An 18,672-nucleotide genomic window follows, 5' to 3' on the forward strand; every position below is an offset into this window, starting at 1 on the left:
CAATGAAAAGACTAGGAAAAATAAGACATGCAATGTGTGCATTGGGAGTAGCTGTGCTGATCACTTCCTGTACAGACAATTATAAAGAATGGAATACCAATCCAAATGAGGTTCCTGAAGAAATGTTGGTTGGGCTGATGAAGATTGGAAACTTCTTTCCCGCTATGCAGATGGATGTGATACCGACCAGTGATGTGGATGCTAATGAATTTCAACGTGCTCAAAATTTGTGTGGTGATATGCATTCCGGCTATATGACTCCAATTGGGACATGGGGGACGAGTTCTGCTGTTCATTACAACTTGCGATATGATAAATGGAATGATGTCGCTTTTGACGTAGTGTTCACGAAAGTAATGCCTGCCTGGAAGCAAATCAGGGATAATGGGAAGGATAAATTCCCGGAGGCTTATGCCGTTGCACAAATCTTGAAGGTAGCAGCCATGCATCGTGTAACAGATATGTATGGTCCTTTGCCTTATTTACAATTTGGCCATGGGGGATTGGAAACTCCTTATGACTCGCAGGAAGAGATATATAAATCATTCTTTATTGATTTAGATGAAGCTATAGCGGAGTTACAGGACTATATCGCTATTCATCCGGGTAGTAAACCTTTAAGTAAATATGATCTTGTGTATGGAGGTGATTTTACTAAATGGTTGAAATTTGCCAATTCGTTGAAACTGCGTTTGGCTATGCGTACATATTATGTGAATGGATTTGAAGTAAATGGAAAAACATCACAGAAATTAGCGGAAGAAGCCACAAAAGCCGGAGTAATTACAGAAAATGCTGAAAATGCCTTGTTGCAGTCTGGAAACGGAATCTCAGTATTCCATCCTTTGAAGATTTGTTGGGATAGTTATTCGGATACACGTATGGGGGCTGATATTGAGTCTATAATGAAAGGATATAGTGACCCTCGACTTTCTAAATACTTTCAGCAATCTGAATATGGGGAAGCCGGTGATAAATTTCATGGTGCCCGGTTAGGAGTGAATGTGACGGATAAGAAGAATTATTTAAAGCTATCTTCTCCGAACGTATTTGCTGAAACGCCAGTCCAGTGGATGTGTGCTGCGGAAATCTACTTTTTGCGTGCAGAAGGAAAACTTCACGGCTGGGATATGGGTGGTGAAGTTGAAGAATTATACAACGCAGGTATTACGAAATCTTTCGAACAGTGGGGTGTTGCTTTGGATGATTACTTGACGAGAGGAGATACTTATAAGCCTGTGCGGTTTACTGCACCAGCCGGAACTTCTGGAAGTGTGGCTGCTGCATCTACGATTACTATTGCATGGAATAAAAATGATAGTGATGATAAGAAGTTGGAACGTATTATCACTCAAAAGTGGATTGCTATGTTTCCGGAAGGTCAGGAAGCATGGAGTGAACACCGTCGTACCGGTTATCCCAAGCTATTTAGTTTGTATGGAACAAATGCCAGTGCAGGTCAAGTAGAAAGCTCCGGGCCACGTCGTATTCCATTTCCATCTACAGAGTATGATACTAATACGACAGAGGTAAATAAAGCAGTGACAGATTTTCTTGGTGGCACTGACTATGGAAAAGTTAAGTTATGGTGGGATAAAAAATAATTATTGTATATTTAATTTGATTACTATGAATAAAATAATTAATAAAATATTTTGTTTTTTCGTATTAGCTACTGTATGGGTGGCATGTGATACAGAAATAGAAAATATTCCTCTTCAGGTGCCGTTAGAGCGGGATGCCCAATATTATGAGAATCTGAGAGCTTATAAAAAAACGAAACATCAAATGGCTTTTGGATGGTTTGGAGGTTGGAAAGCAACCGGGACATCTCCTGTTAAATATTTGCGTAATTTGCCTGATAGTGTAGATGTAGTATCTATCTGGGGAACATGGCATAGCTTGACGCCATCTCAAATGGAGGATTTGCGTTATATACAAGAAGTGCACGGAACAAGAGTGACATTTACTATATTTTCTCATAATATGGCAAACTTTCCGGGCAATTTTGAGAATATAGCCGAAAATATTCCGGCCGCAGCCAAAGCGCTGGCAGATAGTATCTTTAAATATGGATATGACGGCATTGATTTTGATCATGAATGTAGTGGGAGTGATTTGTTTAATAATGCCGTGAATATGACTACATTATTAAGAGAAATGCGTTCGAATCTGGGGGAAGATAAACTTATTTGTGTGGATGGATTTGTTGAGAAAATAACGGAAGAAGGCTGGGAATATGCTGATTATGCGGTTGCGCAGGCATATAATACTAAATCACCGACATCGTTACAGAATCGTTTTAATACAGTCAGTAAATATTTGGCTCCCGACAGATTTATAGTGACGGAAAACTTTGAAGATCACTGGGCTACAGGAGGAGATAAGTATTCTGATCCGGAGTTAGGAGTTATTCCATCGCTGATCGGTATGGCACGTTGGCAACCGAATAATATAACAGAAGGACAACATAAAGGCGGTGTGGGAAGTTACCACATGGAGTATGAGTATAATCATACCGATGTTGAATATAAATATCTTCGTGAGGCCATTCAAATCATGAATCCCGCAAAGAAATAATCTCTAAAACAAAAAATATATGAAGGCGAAATACTTATTATTAACTATATTTTGGGTTGGTATATTGTCAGCTTGTACGAATGTAGAAACATTCAAAGATGTTTTGTATTTTACCGGTACAGAAGATTCTCCTGCCGTTAAGTATACGATAGATGGGCCGGCTGAAATTGGAGTGACAGTCTCTGCTTCTTGCCAGGTTACGAGCGATCAGATCATAAGAGTACGGGTAGATCAGGATAAACTCGAGGGGTACAATGCGTTGTATGGGAAGAAATATAAAATGGTCCCGACTAAAGACTACATGTTATCTAATGATGAAATTGTATTGAAAGCGGGTGAGAATATTTCAGAGCAATTGATTTTTTCTTTGTTGAGAGCTTCTAATTTTGAAGAAGGGGTTACCTATTGTGTGCCTTTAACCATTACAGATGTAACGGGTGGTATGCCTGTATTAGATTCTTCCCGGACGGTTTATCTTGTATTAAATCAGGTGATGGTTGTCAATGCTGCTAATCTTTCTAGAACGAATATGCAGCTTCCTTTTGAAAGCGATCCTTCATTGGCAGCTGTTCCGCAAGTGACAATGGAAGCAAGAGTCAAGGTTAATAAATTTGCTTCTAGTAGTCCGTTTATTAGTACGGTAATGGGGGTAGAAGAAGAGTTCTTATTGCGATTTGGAGATACGACTATTAAGCCGAATCAGATACAATTGGCTGGTGGCGGTTTTCCAGTGACAGGAAAGACTGAATTTGAAGTTGATAAATGGTATCATCTTGCAGTTGTATTTGATGGTTCTACGATTAAATTATATGTAAATGGTGAATTGGATGGACAAGTAGATGCGCCACGCGGTCCTGTTATCTTGTGTGGAAACACAGATAAACGTAGATTCTGTATTGGTTCTTCTGTGAACTCCCGTTATTTGGATGGATCTATAAGTGAGGTTCGTGTGTGGAAGAGGGCTTTAACACAGAATGAAATTCAAAATAACATGTGTTACATTTCTCCTGATTATTATCAGGATATGGTTGCCTATTGGAGATTCAATGAAGGTGGTGGTGCTGTAATTAAGGACTGGACTGGTAATGGCTGGGATATTAGCAGAACTCTGAATTGGACTGAAGGAGTACGTTGCCCGGAATAATGGATAGTTATTAACTATGTAATTAATAAAGTATGAAAAAACTATTATTATATTTTATGTTTGCCACAGTAGCCTTATGTACTGCTTGTGGTGACGATGAAGAGACGGCTTTCACGGATATCACCGAAAATCCGTTTACTGATATTGCTGTCAGTAGTGAATTGATGAATGAAGAAGGAACGATTGTGCTTGATGCAATTGGTGCTACTACTACTTTGCGGATTAATGGCATTCCTGAAAATGCGGGGAGTATGGAAGATTTTTCTTTCAGATTCCGTTCTGGTAATGAGAAAATTTTTACTGTAGACATGGATGGTGTAATCACTAGTGTAGCCAGTGGTGAAGCTGAACTTAGCATTTGGATGGTAGATAAGTATAATGTAATACAGCTGCAGAAAACATGTAACATATTTGTAACTGCTAAAGTTGCTGACATTGTGATTCCCGGTGGTGTCGATGGGTTGACTTTGGAACTGGGAGCTGTTTATGACTTGAATTCCAATGTTACCGTACTTCCGGAAGGGGCAACTGACAAAACCTTGTCATATACTATAAAAGAAGGTGAAGATGTTGTTTCATTAGAGAATGGCATACTCAAGGTCTTGGCTCAAGGCACAGCAGTCATTGGAATAGCTGCTAATGATAATAGCGGGGTTGAAACAGAGCTTAATATAACAACAACGCCTTGGTACTGTCGGGATACTTGGACGGTAGGTACTTCAATCTTCTATGAAACAACAGGTACTAATTATGCTCCGGATAATGAAACTGGAAAACCGGAGGATATTCTGGACGGTAAAGGAGAGACTTTCTTGTCACTGATAAAGCCGGGTAAGGATTATGGTGACTGTGCTACTCCTGCAGACCATCTGCTTTATTTTGTTGTAGATATGAAAGAACCGAAGTTATTTAATGTAATCGAATGGAAGAATCGCTTTGGTAATACAGGTGTGACTGGGGTACATTTGCGTTATATCCGTGTGTTGGGAAGTAATGATAATGTTGACTATAAGGTAATTGCGGAAAAAATAGATCTTGATTACACAAATATTGAAACAGCCCAATTACTGCCCGTTAAAGAATCTGAATACCAATATGTGAAAGTAGAATTTACTGGTTGGGTATTTAATCCGAACAGTGCATTGCAAGTGGGAGATTTCAGATTGGGTATACAGTAAGAAGATTGTTTAGGATAAGATAGTTCTTTAAAATCTTGATTTTAAGATTCACTCTCGCTACTGGTATTTTGTAGCGAGAGTGTTTTCTTTAGGAGAAGTACAGATACGAAAGGAAGATGTATGGAAAAGAGAGAATATTCCTTCTAACAGGAGTATCCTCTCTTTCTTCACTTAAAACCTAAACCTTTTTTCTAAATTACTTGCTATTATAAGCCACCAACATCCAAACCAACTTTTCCTGTTCTTTCAGATAATCGCTCATCATCGAAACGGTTACCTCGTCTCCGGCTTGTGAAGCAATAGACAGAATCTTGCGTTCTTCACCGATCAGATAACTGATAGATTGAAGGATGCTGTTCAGTGCTTCATCTCCATTACTTACCTTGTCCACTTCATTGATACCGGCAACTTTCAGATAATCACTGAACTTATTGGCAGGAGTGCCGCCCAACATCAAGATACGTTCTGCGATTTCGTCCACCTTTTCGGCAGTGTCGTCATACATCTTTTCGAACTGGCTGTGGAGAACGAAGAAGTTGTGTCCTTTGATATTCCAGTGGAAACCGCGAAGATTGGTGTAATACACTTGGAAGTCAGCTAATAGTTGTTGCAAAGATGTTACTACGTTGTTTGCTCCTGATTCGTTCAATTTGATAAATTCTAAAGTCTTCATAATCTTATTGTTTTTAATGATTTATATTAATTTTCTTTTTTTCTGTACGACAAAGATAAGGCGAAAAGTGCTTGCTGTCAAACTGAAAATTTCTATCTTTGCATAGATACAATCTATAACATCAAACAATTTGATAGATGACAATACAACAATTGGAATACATATTAGCCGTTGACCAGTTCCGGCACTTTGCCCGCGCAGCGGAACACTGCCGGGTGACGCAACCTACATTGAGCGCCATGATTCAGAAACTGGAAGATGAACTGGGAGTGAAGCTGTTTGACCGGACAATGCAACCTGTTTGTCCGACAGCTATCGGGCAAAAAATAATAGATCAGGCTCGTGTGATTCTGGCGCAAGCAGCACAGGTAAAGGAAATTATCAGTGAAGAAAAGCAATCATTATCCGGCGTATTCCGTTTGGGAGTATTGCCGACAATTGCACCCTATCTGCTTCCGCGCTTCTTTCCGCAACTAATGGAGAAGTATCCCGAACTGGATATCAGAGTTACGGAAATGAAGACCCAAGACGTCCAACAAGCATTGCATGCCGGGGATTTGGATGCAGGAATCATAGCCAGTAAACTGGAAGATACGTTCCTTACAGAAGAAACACTGTTTTATGAGCAGTTTTACGCTTATGTATCCAAGAAAGAACCCTCTTTCAAACATGACCTTATCCGCACTTCCGATATAACCGGTGAACGCCTTTGGCTACTGGACGAAGGACATTGTTTCCGTGACCAACTCGTCCGTTTCTGCCAGATGGAAGCTGTGAAAGTCAATCAGATGGCTTATCGCCTGGGAAGTATGGAAACCTTTATGCGCATGGTGGAAAGCGGAAAAGGAATCACCTTTATTCCCGAACTGGCAGTATCCCAGTTGACAGAAGAACAACGGAAATTAGTACGCCCGTTCGCCATCCCGCGTCCGACGCGTCAGGTTGTACTGGCTACAAGCAAAGATTTCGTGCGTCACAGCCTTCTCTGCGTGCTGAAAGAAGAGATAAAAGCGGCGGTACCTAAAGAAATGCTGACTTTACAGTCTATCCAATGTTTATTGTAACTCCATGCTTGTAGTCCATGCAATGTTTCTTATAACCCGTCCGGATTCCTTTTATGCTCTAATCTTCTTGAACCATTGACCTATCTCAGCTCCTTTGAAATAAATAATCAGGGAGCTGACGATAATAATCATTCCTGCCACCGTACTGAATGTCGGATATTCGTCAGGGAGCATAATCCAACTCAATACCGCACCGAGAATCGGATTAATCAGCCTGCACATATTAATATCGCTGACCTTCGCTCCCTTACTTTGCAGAGCGATAAACCAAAAGCTGAAAGCAAAAACAGAAATAAACACCAGAATACCAAGACTGATATAAAATCCGCCCGGTTTTCCGATAAATGAATGATAACCTTCCGTACCCAGTCCTACCATATATATCAGCAGACCACCGAAGAACATCTGCACAGCATTCAGGAAAATAGGATTCACCTTTCCCTTATCTTCCGAAACGGAGATGGCGGAATACCCTTGAAAAATAATACTAAGCAGCAATAACACAATACCTGTGATTCCCTTCCAATCGAGCGGTGCGCCGTCACTTCCCATTCCTATAATAAGGAACAAGCCGATGAGGCTGACTACAAGACTTATTATTTTATGGATATTCAGCCTGTCATTACTAGCAAGCAGATGTGCCAGTAACACATTGATAAGCGGAGTCATCCCCATGATAATGGATGAGATAGCCCCGCTCACAAAATCCACGCCGAAGTAGAAAGCCGTGTATCCCATAAACATATTGATAAGAATCAGGTTCATAAACAATCTGCTGTGCTGACGTATTTCCTTCCACATCCCTTTGTGCCAGGTATAGGCGAAGAGAATGATCCCCACGGTAGTAAAACGGATTCCGGCAAAGTTCATCGGAGTAAAATCGTAGCTCAGTCCCTGTTTGATAAATGGATTGACTATAGCCCATAAAACAGAGGCCAATATGGCATAAAAAAGTCCTTTTTTCATTCGGTGTAATTTTCTATATTCGAAAAATGCCGCAAAGTTAGTCATAATTATACATATAGACTTTGATTTCCGCAGTAAATTATTTATTTTTGAAAAATAATACATTAATAAATTTTTGATTAGTTATGAAAAAGTACATTGCAGAAATGATTGGAACGATGGTGCTCGTCCTTATGGGATGTGGTAGTGCCGTCTTTGCAGGTGGTTTGGCCGATACAGTAGGCGCTGGCGTGGGAACGATCGGTGTGGCTTTAGCTTTTGGTTTGTCCGTAGTGGCAATGGCATATGCTATCGGTGGTATTTCGGGCTGTCACATTAATCCTGCCATTACATTAGGAGTATTCCTGAGTGGACGTATGAATGGAAAAGACGCAGGGATGTATATGGTTTTCCAAGTGATAGGAGCTATTATCGGCTCGGCTATTCTTTATGCTTTGGTGTCTACCGGAGCTCACGATGGCCCGACGGCAACAGGTTCGAACGGTTTTGGTGAAGGAGAAATGCTGCAAGCATTTATTGCCGAAGCAGTGTTTACATTCATTTTTGTATTAGTAGTCTTAGGTTCTACCGACCCGAAAAAAGGCGCAGGCAATCTTGCCGGACTCGCCATCGGTCTTACCTTAGTACTGGTGCATATCGTATGTATTCCCATCACAGGTACATCTGTCAATCCGGCACGTAGTATTGCTCCGGCATTGTTCCAGGGTGGAGAAGCCCTTTCACAGTTGTGGTTGTTCATCATTGCCCCGTTTGTCGGAGCAGCTTTGAGCGCGGGCGTATGGAATTATTTGGGAGATAAGAAATAAACTTTCTTTTCAAGAGGATAAAATAGCGAAGTATAAAAGTAAGAAGGGCGGGAGTTTCACAACTACCGCCCTCTTTTGCGTAATTAATATATAATATTAAAAAAGAGTGTCTTTCACATTAGATTAGCAGATTAGGGAAATTTCACTTCATATGTTTTTATTCCGCCATATAGAGTATTAACACGGATTCTTAGTCCTTTCTTTCCTTCCATCTGTTCTTTGATCTCATCCAGTTTGAAGGACACATACCCTTCGCCTAAAGTCTGTGGATAATCCCCTTCACTGTTGTGACGGAATTCCAGGTTGATATATTCATCTTCCGCATCCTCTTCGTCCGCAGTAGGAGCCGGCACAGGATTATTGATAACCAAATTCAGGAAATGCTTCTTATCTTCGCTGTGCGTGCCATAATATTGGAATTCAATAGTCAGATATTTCTTATCCTTATTAATCCACATATAGGTAGCGTTGATTTTATCGTCTCCTATTTTTTCTTTCGTATTTTCTTCATCATCCATGGTGACGATATCCTTGGTCAGAATTTCCTTGATTTGCTTAACCTGCACATTGTAGTCATATCCGCCCACCGGTTCTTCTAACTCGTTGAACATGACAAAGGCACGCTGTCCGTCCGCAAAATCTGCACCATTCCATCCTTGTCCGTTACTCGGATACATCTTCTTTCCATCATCCAAGGTGAAATAAAAATCCTTGCTATCCTGGCTGATCATATTTATTGTGCTGATAACCAATAGGTCGGACGGACTGTCATCGTCGTCCAGACAAGACTGGAAAATCGGCATTGTGGTCATAATAGCAAAGATAAAGGCAATGAATTTAAATTTCTTCATATAATAAACTAGGTTTTAGATTGATTAATATTACTGCTTTGTATTCAGAAAATGCACGATAACCAAGAATATTGCATCTGCATCTGTTAAAGAAACAAAAGTGGCAAAAGAGTTGTTCTCTCTATGCAGTATTTCTATCTTTGCTGCATTTATAAGGTAAACACGTGTATAAGCGAATGGAAGAATTAGAGTTGTCGGAACAATGCAGGCAAGGAAACAACCGGGCCCGCAAGGAACTGTATGAGCAGTATGCGGGGCGTATGCTTGGCATCTGTCTGCGCTATACCGGCGACCGTGATACGGCCCAGGATCTGCTACACGATAGTTTTATAAAGATATTCGACTCTTTCGACAAGTTCACCTGGCGGGGTGAAGGCTCCCTGCGGGCCTGGATGGAGCGGGTGGTAGTCAACACCGCTTTGCAGTATCTCCGGAAGAATGATGTAATCAATCAGGCAGCGTCATTGGAAGAGTTGCCCGAAGAATATGAAGAGCCGGATGCTTCTGATGTAGAGGCGATACCCCAAAAAGTGTTGATGCAGTTTATCGAAGAACTGCCTGCCGGGTATCGCACAGTGTTCAACCTTTATACTTTCGAGGACAAATCACACAAAGAAATCGCTCAGGTATTAGGTATTAATGAGAAATCTTCGGCTTCGCAACTGTTTCGCGCGAAGACGGTATTGGCAAAAAGAGTAAAAGAATGGATAATGCATAATGGATAGATAGAGATGGAAGAGAAAGAATTGTGGATGAATAAGTTGAAGGAGAAGCTCGCGGATTATTCCGAGCCGACACCTGCTTCCGGTTGGGAACAACTGGAGAAAGAGCTTATGCCCCCCGTGGAGAGGAAGATATATCCTTATCGAAAATGGATGATGGCGGCTGCGGCTGTTATATTGTTAGCTGTTGTTTCGTCAGTAAGCCTGTATTTCCTGGGGACACCTGCCGCGGATGAAATGCGTCATATACAAACACCGGCATTGGCTTCTACCCCCGATGTCTTGCCGGGCGTGCAACAACCGGATATACAAGGAACTTCCGTCGAACCTGTCCTGCGTCCCGTTGCCCGTGAAAACCGGTTGGCAAAAGTAGACCGGAATATTACGGAACATAAGATGCCGGTAGATGAACCCGCCGTGAAAGATGAGCCGGCACTTGTAGTAGAAGAAAAAGAACCCGGAACAGTCATCAATGAGGGAGAACCGACCGAAGAAACAAATGCCGGTCAAACTCAGACTCAGACGAAAGATACGGAACGACCGACTGCGGGTAACAGACCGCGCCGTCCTTCCGGCAGAGATAAATATCATATCCCGACTGAGAAACCATCTTCCCGGAAAGGGACATGGTCAATGGGACTTGGAGTAGGGAATTCGGGTGGTGCTTCTTCAGAAGTAGGTTCGGGCGCGTATCCTTATATGTCCCGCGTCAGTATGCTTTCTGTATCCAATGGTTTGATGGAGATTCCCAACGACCAGACTTTGGTCTTTGAGGACGGAGTACCTTACTTGCGCCAGGCCAAACAGGTAGTCGATATTAAACATCATCAACCCATCTCTTTCGGATTATCCGTCCGTAAAGCCTTGGGCAAAGGCTTCTCTCTCGAGTCCGGTCTGACTTATACGCTCCTTTCTTCTGACGCTAAATTGGCGAATGACGACCATCAGATAGAACAGAAACTTCACTATATCGGTATTCCGTTGCGTGCCAACTGGAACTTCCTTGATAAGAAGCTCGTTACTCTTTATGTATCCGGTGGCGGTATGGTTGAGAAATGCGTGTATGGAAAGCTCGGTTCCGAAAAGGAAACGGTGAAACCTATGCAATTCTCCGTGTCCGGTGCGGTAGGTGCACAGTTGAATGCTACCAAACGTGTCGGTATCTATGTAGAGCCGGGTGTCGCTTATTATTTCGATGATGGTTCGGACATTCAGACTATACGTAAAGAGAATCCGTTCAACTTCAATATACAGGCAGGTATCCGTTTGACTTATTAATTCGAATAATAGTTATTCAAAATAATCATATTGGTTAATAAAGAAATTCTCGATTTGTTGAATCAAGTCGGGATTTTCTTTTAGTGCTATATTGTTGATGAGCATGTATGCACTCTTCTCTATATTTTCTTTGTGATAGAAAACTCTGTCGCTAAAGTAGGTTGCTACAATTCTTGAATAGACTCTGTATCTTTTGGTACACTTCGTATCTTCATTAAAACCGTTGGCTCCAATAAAACCAAATGAAGCTTTGGAATTTTTTTCGTAGATAGAGAGCATTATATTAATACAGGTATTAATAATTTTTCTCGGCTCGAAAGTATTGGTCATTATCCTATACTTATTATGAGATAATCTATGATTTTTCTGATAGAACTTTATTGCATAGATACTGCATTATTTAGAGGAGGTAAGGATATACTGGAATCCTTCTTTTATTTAGTTCTTCTTTGGATACATCAGACAATACAAACTTTTTCCCGTCATCAATTTTTGAGGGATTGATTTTATTCTTCTGCTTTTGAGAAGAAATATTCTTTTGTTTTGTTTTGATATTACCCATTCTATTTAATCTTAAAATTACATTTTTTCCTTGATAACGTAATCCTATTGCAAAGATAGGAAAATATCCTTGTATGCTGATAGAACATTGGATAATCCGGGAAGTTAATTAACGATTTTTGGACTTTAGGAAAAAGAAATATATGCAGAAACCTTCCCGAAAAATCGGATAATTGAGAAAATATTAATAATATTGTCACCTGTTTCAGACCAACAGTAACATACCTTTGTCGCAAAACTCTAAAATATGATTGACTCTACTGCTGAAAAACTTTTATTAATCAAGTTAAAGGAAGGTTCTTTTCAGGCATTTGAAAAGTTATATACGATGTATAGTGGCAAACTGTACAATTTCATTATGCGGCTATCTTCCGGCGATCAATATATGGCTGAAGAAGTGGTGCAATCTACTTTTATCCGTATATGGGAAGTGCGTGCAAAAGTAGATTCCGACGCTTCATTCATATCTTTTCTCTGTACGATAGCCAAGAATCTGCTGATGAATATGTATCAGCGTCAGACCGTTGAATATGTTTACAATGAATATCTGTTGAAAAGTGGGGTAGACCGTGACTCGCAGACAGAAGACGATATTGACCTGCGTTTCTTGAACGACTATATCGACTCATTGGCAGAGGAATTACCGGCACAGCGAAAGAAAATCTTTATCTTGAGCAAGCGTCAGAACTATACGAATAAGGAAATTGCCGGGATGATGGGGATTTCCGAAAGCACAGTCGCCACACAATTATCGTTGGCTGTGAAGTTTATGCGTGAACAGTTGATGAAGCATTATGATAAGGTAATTGCGCTTTTGCTCGCCTTTTTTGTTAATGAAATGTAATTGTAATACACCTTTTTGGATAGTAGACAGGATGAAAATGTATACTTGTAAATAAGCAGGAAAGAAGATGGATAAGATATATTATAAGGAACTGATTGAAAAGTATTTCGAAGGAAATATAACGGATGCTGAGATTAAAGAACTCTCCGATTGGATAAAGAACGACCGCCGCTTACAGAACTGGTGGGAAGAGGAATTTTCCAAATCGAGTGCAGATATTAATCCGGTGCTGCGTGACAAACTCTTTGCCCGTATCAAAGAAGAAACCCAGGGCGAAGGGAAAATCCAGGGCGAAGAGAAGCCAAATACCATCCGCATGAATCCCTGGAAATGGGCAGCCGCCATCGTTTTACCCATTTGTATCGCCTTCTTTACCTACTATCTTATAGATTCTTCCCCAACAGCAGGAGCCCCCTTTGTAGTAAAAGCCAATAAAGGCGACAAAGCAACCATCGAACTGCCTGACGGAACGAATGTCGTTCTCAATTCGGCTTCGCAACTAAGCTATCTGAATAACTTCGGAGAAAAAGTGCGTCGTGTGCAACTGAATGGTGAAGCCTATTTCAAAGTAGCCCATGATGAAAAACATGCCTTTATTGTGCAGGTCGGCGATTTGGAAGTGAAAGTACTTGGTACTTCTTTCAACGTATCAGCCTATGAAGATGCCAAAGACGTGACAGTCGTTCTGTTGGAAGGAAAAGTTGGCGTCTATGCGCAGCAAACATCGCATATCATGAAGCCTGGTGACAAAATAGAATATAATAAAGTCACTCATAAGATAACAACCGCCCAAGTACATCCGAATGACTACATTGAATGGACGAAAGGAAATATCTATTTCGAGAAAGAATCTTTGGAAAATATCATGAAAACCCTTTCACGTATTTATGACGTAGAAATCCGTTTTGATTCCAGTAAACTGCCTAATGAATATTTCACCGGAACCATACCGGGCGGTGGCATACAGAATGCGCTGAATATTCTCATGCTCACTTCACCTTTCTATTATGAAATGGACGGTTCGGTGATAGTTTTGAAAGAGAAATAGTAAGTAAAATATAAAATAAAGCCATTCCGCAGCCCATTACTAAAGGAATGGCTTTTTTATTTCCGGTATCGAATAAGTTAACGAGAGTTAAAGTCTGATAGGCGATTGGACGGGCGGGTATAGCAGTCTGTATACCTATCAAACAACTTAAAAGTTTTGATATATGAAGCACAAAACAACCTTTGAAAAGCTCCCTCAAACAAACGTGGGGAGAAGTAAGAACTGGAAAACACTGCGGGCTCTATGTCTGCTATTGTTTCTAAGCGTATCTTTTGCCGCTTATTCCCAAATAACAGTAAGCGTGAAAGACATTTCTTTGAGAGCCTCTTTAAAGAAAATCGAGCAAGTAAGCAATTACAAGTTCTTCTACAATGAGAGCCTTCCGGAGTTAAACCGGAAAGTATCACTCAATGTGAAAGATGCAACGATTGCTCAAACCATGCAACAACTTTTAGGAGGAATGGATTTGGCGTATAAGAAAGAGCAAGACAATGTGATTGTATTGATTCGCAAAGCCCAGGACAAATCTATAACTAAAAAAGTAACAGGCACCGTTATAGATGAAAAAGGAGAACCTATTATCGGAGCGAGCATTGTGGTCAAAGGCGAGTCACATGGAACGATAACAGATTTCGATGGAAAATTCACATTGGCAGATGTACCGGAAAAAGGTATATTGACAATCTCTTACATAGGGTATAAGACAGTTGATATTGCTACCACAGGCCAATCATTAGTGAAAGTCGTACTTCAGGAAGACAGTAAAATGATAGACGAAGTCGTTGTTGTCGGCTACGGAGTCCAGTCACAAAAACTGGTTACAACTTCTATCAGTAAAGTAAAAATGGAAAATATAGATCAAGGTAATGACTATAATCCGATTAAAATGCTGCAAGGACGTGTAGCAGGCGTCAATATCTCTTCTGCTTCCGGCACTCCCGGCGAGACACCTAATGTAACCGTTCGTGGTATCGGTTCCGTCAGCGGGGGAAGCTCGCCACTTTATGTGGTCGATGGTATCCCGAGCGAAAAATATCCCAACCTGAATCCGAATGACATTGAGAGCATGGAAGTCTTGAAAGACGCTTCCGCCGCTGCCATCTATGGTTCGCGTGCCAATGCCGGAGTCGTGTTGATAACCACCAAATCAGGTCAGCAAGGCAAGACAAAGATAGAAGTGTCCGGCCGCTACGGATTCGCCTATCTGGCCAGCGACATTGAAATGGCCAATTCAACGGAATATATGAACACCATGCAAGCCGCTATTGATAATTACAATGTACAAATGGGGGCCAACCTTCAATTATATGTTCCTTCCCATATTCAGGAAACCAATTGGGTGAAAGAAATATCAAGAAAGAACTCAAAAACAGGTACCGGCTCCATCAGCATCTCCGGTGGAAATGAAAAGACCACCTTCTTTGCTTCTTTAGGCGCTAATACTCAAGAAGGATATCTGAATAAGAGCAGCTATGACCAATATAATATGCGTGCCAAATTCACACATAAAATAAACAACCTATTCAAACTGAATATGAATCTGGCAGGTTCGGCCAGCCGTTCAGACCTGTTGGAAGAAACAAGTACCAGTCTGAAAGTCCTGCGTACGGCACGTGAAGAACAACCCTGGTATTCACCCTACAAAGAAGACGGAACATCCTACAAAGTGAATGGTACGGATATTCTGCGCCACAATCCCGTAATGCTGATAAATGAAGAAGACTGGGTAGCCAAGAAATATCAACTATCCGGTGTGTTCAGCATAGACGTCACCCCCTTCAAAGGATTCAAATATACACCGACCGTAAGCGTATATGGCATTTTGGATAACACCTCTAAGAAACTGTCGGACAAGCATGACGCCCGCAAAAACAGCAGCGGTTGGGGAGCATTGGCAGAACAAAAAGATCAAAGTTTCCGCTATGTGATAGACAACATATTCTCTTACAACAATGAATGGAACAAACTGATTTATTCCGTCATGCTGGGACACTCGTTTGAGAAATACACTTATGAGCAATTCGGCGCAAAGAGTGACAACTACGCCAACGGCGCATTTCCTTCTTCCAACTTTGATTTAATCAATGCAGGCCCCAATATCTATGCCGGAAACATCAGTTATACCTCTTACGCTTTAGAATCCTATTTCGGGCGAATCGCCTTGAACTGGGACAACAAATATATACTGAATGCCTCATTGCGTAGTGACGGTTCTTCCCGTTTTGCAAAAAACAAGAGATACGGTTATTTCCCCTCTGCCTCTTTTGCGTGGCGGGCATCCAATGAAGGATTCTTCCCGAAAAACAAATACGTCAATGACGCCAAGTTAAGACTAAGCTGGGGTATGACAGGAAGCATGGCAGGAGTGAGCAATTATGCTCCGCTGTCACTTATCAGTGCGGGCGGCGCTTCTTACAACGGTTCTGCCGGATTCCAGATTTCGCAGGACGCCCGTGCCCTGACTTGGGAGAAAGCCAGCCAGTTCAATATCGGATTTGATATAGAAATGTTCCAGTCCCGCCTGACTCTGAACGTGGATATGTTCTATCAGAAGACCACCGACCTGCTGTTCAAGAAACCGGTCAATGCAACCACCGGATATACCACTTTGCAGTCCAATATCGGTTCATTGGAGAATAAAGGACTTGAGTTGGCTTTGAATGGCAAAATCCTTACCGGAAAATTCAAATGGGATTTGGGAGGAAACATTTCTTTCGTGAAAAACAAGTTACTTTCCCTGATTGAAGGAAATGATATGTATGTAGTTCCCAGTAGCGGAAGTAACCTTTTGGGAGGTTCGATGCACGCATTGATTAACGGACAGCCTATCAGTACATTCTATATGTTGAAGATGGAAGGCATCTACCAGCGTGACGACGAAGTGCCTGCAAAACTTTATGCTAAAGGCGTACGTGCCGGTGACGTGAAATATTTCGATTATAACGAAGACGGTGACATCTCCGATGCCGACCGGATGAACGTAGGAAAAGCCATCCCGGACTTTTACGGAGGTATCACTTCCAACTTCTCCTACAAAGGTTTCGACCTGTCTCTGTTCGGACAATTCTCGGTAGGCGGTAAAGTGATGTCGGCATGGCGGGGAGTGAACGGCTCCGAAGGTACTGACCACTTAGGGCTTGCACTGTCGAATGTGAAAGTAAGCGACCGGGGCGAATCTGTGGAACAATACTTTAATGTAAGCAAAGAAGTAGCCAACGGATACTGGCGCGGAGAAGGCACAAGCAACACGATTCCCCGTCCTGTACGAATGGGAGTACATACCGGATACGATTATGACTACAACGTGCAGACCTCAACACGTTATTTGGAAGACGCTTCCTATTTTAAACTGAAAACAGTAACCTTGGGTTACACATTGCCGGAATCAGTTGTAAAGAAACTCCGTGTAAATTCATTAAGAGTCTACGTTTCGGCAGATAATCTGCTGACCCTCACCAAGTATTCCGGTTATGATCCCGAAACATCATTTTCCGGCAGTCCGGGTGATTCAAATTATGGCGTTGACTTCGGTCTGCAACCCGTGTTGAGAACATTTATTTTTGGTCTGAATCTAAACTTTTAAAAACATAGATGTATGAAACGATACTATACTATAATCAACTATTTGCTGTGTAGCATTTGCCTTTTGTGGATGACGGCTTGTTCAGGTATGCTGGACGATATGCGGCCTAAGGATCAGATACCTCAAGATATGTTGAGCGAATCCGATTTGGAAAAATTATTGAATGGAGTGTACGCCGAAATGGAAGAACTTGTATTTAAGTTCTATATGGACGGTGACGTAAAAGGCGAGAATTTCAAGGCAGGCCCCGGCTTCTCTATGAACGACCCGATGTCGATGGCTCCTAGTTCCAAAGAGGTTTTGAGCCAGTGGCAGAAATGCTTCACCACCTTGAAGCAAGTAAATTTCCTAGTCGAAACATACGAAGCGTCCTCTAATAAAGAAAACCTGGTAGTGAAGCAGACAGGCGGTACGGGATACTATTTCAGAGCCTTGATTTATTATCATTTAGCCACTCGTTGGGGTGGAGCTCCTATCTTGCGCAAACGTACCTATGATGTCGTACCTATCTCTCCCGAAGCAGAAGTATGGAGTTTTATCAGAGAAGACTTGACGAAAGCGGAAGGGTTATTGCCAGAGTTTACAGACCGTTTTTATGTATCTCTTAGCGCTTGTGACGCACTGAATGCCAAAGTATGCCTGTCTTTGAAAGACTATACGAACGCAGCCGCTTATGCCGACAAAGTGATTACAAAATCAAATTTTGCGTTGAGCGCTACATCAACTGATTATGCCAATGCCTTTGTTTCCAACAGCAGCAGTAAAGAACTGGTCTTTGCGCTAGCCAACAAGCGCAGCACAAGTCTGCTGCTATTCTACCAAACGGTGAACGACATCGACCCCACCTGGGATTATTCTCCCTCTGCCGACTGTTACGGACATCTTTACGATGATACAGCCGTCAAGAAACAAGATATACGTGCAAAAGCCGTGTTTGGCGCAGATAATAGCCGCATTATCAAATTTCCGAATGGAAGTACCGGTCAGTTTGTCACTAATGAACAACCGTCACAGACTCCGATTGTAGTTACCCGCGTGGCAGAGATGTATCTGATAAAAGCAGAAGCACTGGGAGCTGTCAACGGACTGTCTACACTGAAAGAATTTATGAACAAACGTTACGCCACCGTTTCGCTGCCCTCAAGCATGACTGATGCTGAATTTCAGAACCAGATACTTGATGAGCGTCACCGTGAACTGTATGCGGAAGGTCAGCGATGGTATGATTTGAAGCGAACCAACCGTTTGGACTTGTTTTCTTCCTTGAACGGCAGAAACTACCTGATGTATTATCCCGTTCCCCAGTCGGAACGCGACTTGGCGGGAGAAGAAAACTATCCTCAAAATCCAGGCTATTAATTATCTTAGAAAGAA

Annotated in this window: 15 protein-coding genes; 12 read left to right on the forward strand and 3 right to left on the reverse strand. The window is 41.7% G+C overall.

Annotated elements, in window-relative coordinates; all coding sequences use genetic code 11:
- Positions 1-2 precede the first annotated feature (2 nt).
- Genes BQ7997_RS23015 through BQ7997_RS23030 form a run of 4 tightly spaced genes read left to right on the forward strand, consistent with a single transcriptional unit; the run spans position 3 to position 4,902 of the window.
- Complete coding sequence (locus BQ7997_RS23015) at positions 3-1,604, forward strand: RagB/SusD family nutrient uptake outer membrane protein (RefSeq protein ID WP_073348196.1); 1,602 nt, start codon at positions 3-5, stop codon at positions 1,602-1,604.
- The gene (locus tag BQ7997_RS23020; protein WP_235817346.1) at positions 1,570-2,580 is read left to right on the forward strand and encodes a glycoside hydrolase family 18; all 1,011 of its coding nucleotides are present in this window, start codon (positions 1,570-1,572) and stop codon (positions 2,578-2,580) included. Before BQ7997_RS23015 ends, BQ7997_RS23020 begins: the two co-directional genes overlap by 35 nt.
- 19 nt (positions 2,581-2,599) lie before the next feature.
- Complete coding sequence (locus BQ7997_RS23025) at positions 2,600-3,724, forward strand: DUF1735 and LamG domain-containing protein (RefSeq protein ID WP_073348197.1); 1,125 nt, start codon at positions 2,600-2,602, stop codon at positions 3,722-3,724.
- Positions 3,725-3,756: 32 nt separating this feature from the next.
- A complete protein-coding gene (locus tag BQ7997_RS23030; RefSeq protein WP_139260966.1) occupies positions 3,757-4,902 on the forward strand; it encodes a hypothetical protein in 1,146 nt (381 codons plus the stop codon).
- A gap of 196 nt (positions 4,903-5,098) precedes the next feature.
- Here BQ7997_RS23030 and BQ7997_RS23035 read toward each other — a convergent pair whose 3' ends face one another.
- Positions 5,099-5,575: a Dps family protein gene (locus tag BQ7997_RS23035; RefSeq protein ID WP_073348199.1), complete on the reverse strand. Its 477-nt coding sequence runs from the start codon at positions 5,573-5,575 to the stop codon at positions 5,099-5,101.
- Between the two features lie 137 nt (positions 5,576-5,712).
- Here BQ7997_RS23035 and BQ7997_RS23040 point away from each other — a divergent pair, with 137 nt between their 5' ends.
- On the forward strand, positions 5,713-6,639 hold the full coding sequence (locus tag BQ7997_RS23040) for a hydrogen peroxide-inducible genes activator (RefSeq protein ID WP_073348200.1): 927 nt from the start codon (positions 5,713-5,715) through the stop codon (positions 6,637-6,639).
- A 51-nt stretch (positions 6,640-6,690) separates the two neighbouring features.
- On the opposite strand, the gene BQ7997_RS23045 is transcribed toward BQ7997_RS23040, so the two are convergent.
- A complete protein-coding gene (locus tag BQ7997_RS23045) occupies positions 6,691-7,605 on the reverse strand; it encodes a DMT family transporter (RefSeq protein WP_044655614.1) in 915 nt (304 codons plus the stop codon).
- Between the two features lie 125 nt (positions 7,606-7,730).
- On the opposite strand from BQ7997_RS23045, the gene BQ7997_RS23050 reads away from it, so the two are divergent.
- Positions 7,731-8,411 (forward strand): MIP family channel protein, encoded by a 681-nt coding sequence (locus BQ7997_RS23050; RefSeq protein WP_022140084.1) that lies wholly within the window; start codon positions 7,731-7,733, stop codon positions 8,409-8,411.
- A 131-nt stretch (positions 8,412-8,542) separates the two neighbouring features.
- Here the strand turns inward: BQ7997_RS23050 and BQ7997_RS23055 are convergent, their stop codons facing one another.
- Entirely contained in the window at positions 8,543-9,262 is a 720-nt protein-coding gene (locus tag BQ7997_RS23055) for a NigD1/NigD2 family lipoprotein (protein WP_073348201.1), read from the reverse strand.
- Between the two features lie 176 nt (positions 9,263-9,438).
- Between BQ7997_RS23055 and BQ7997_RS23060 the strand changes: the two genes are divergently transcribed.
- The 6 genes from BQ7997_RS23060 (at position 9,439) to BQ7997_RS23090 (ending at position 18,657) form a co-directional block, all read left to right on the forward strand.
- Positions 9,439-9,987 carry an RNA polymerase sigma factor gene (locus BQ7997_RS23060; protein WP_044656479.1) on the forward strand — a complete coding sequence of 183 codons (549 nt, stop codon included), beginning with the start codon at positions 9,439-9,441 and terminating at the stop codon, positions 9,985-9,987.
- Positions 9,988-9,993: 6 nt separating this feature from the next.
- Positions 9,994-11,262: a porin family protein gene (locus BQ7997_RS23065; protein WP_073348202.1), complete on the forward strand. Its 1,269-nt coding sequence runs from the start codon at positions 9,994-9,996 to the stop codon at positions 11,260-11,262.
- An 808-nt stretch (positions 11,263-12,070) separates the two neighbouring features.
- Positions 12,071-12,667 carry an RNA polymerase sigma-70 factor gene (locus BQ7997_RS23075; RefSeq protein ID WP_073348204.1) on the forward strand — a complete coding sequence of 199 codons (597 nt, stop codon included), beginning with the start codon at positions 12,071-12,073 and terminating at the stop codon, positions 12,665-12,667.
- A 67-nt stretch (positions 12,668-12,734) separates the two neighbouring features.
- Complete coding sequence (locus BQ7997_RS23080; RefSeq protein ID WP_022140079.1) at positions 12,735-13,715, forward strand: FecR family protein; 981 nt, start codon at positions 12,735-12,737, stop codon at positions 13,713-13,715.
- A 163-nt stretch (positions 13,716-13,878) separates the two neighbouring features.
- Positions 13,879-17,298, forward strand: coding sequence for a SusC/RagA family TonB-linked outer membrane protein (locus BQ7997_RS23085; RefSeq protein ID WP_073348205.1), 3,420 nt, complete (start codon positions 13,879-13,881; stop codon positions 17,296-17,298).
- 12 nt (positions 17,299-17,310) lie between these two features.
- Positions 17,311-18,657, forward strand: a complete 1,347-nt coding sequence (locus BQ7997_RS23090; protein ID WP_073348206.1) for a RagB/SusD family nutrient uptake outer membrane protein — start codon at positions 17,311-17,313, stop codon at positions 18,655-18,657.
- Positions 18,658-18,672: the final 15 nt, after the last annotated feature.

The organism is Bacteroides congonensis (assembly GCF_900130125.1).
In the GTDB taxonomy this organism is placed as follows: domain Bacteria; phylum Bacteroidota; class Bacteroidia; order Bacteroidales; family Bacteroidaceae; genus Bacteroides; species Bacteroides congonensis.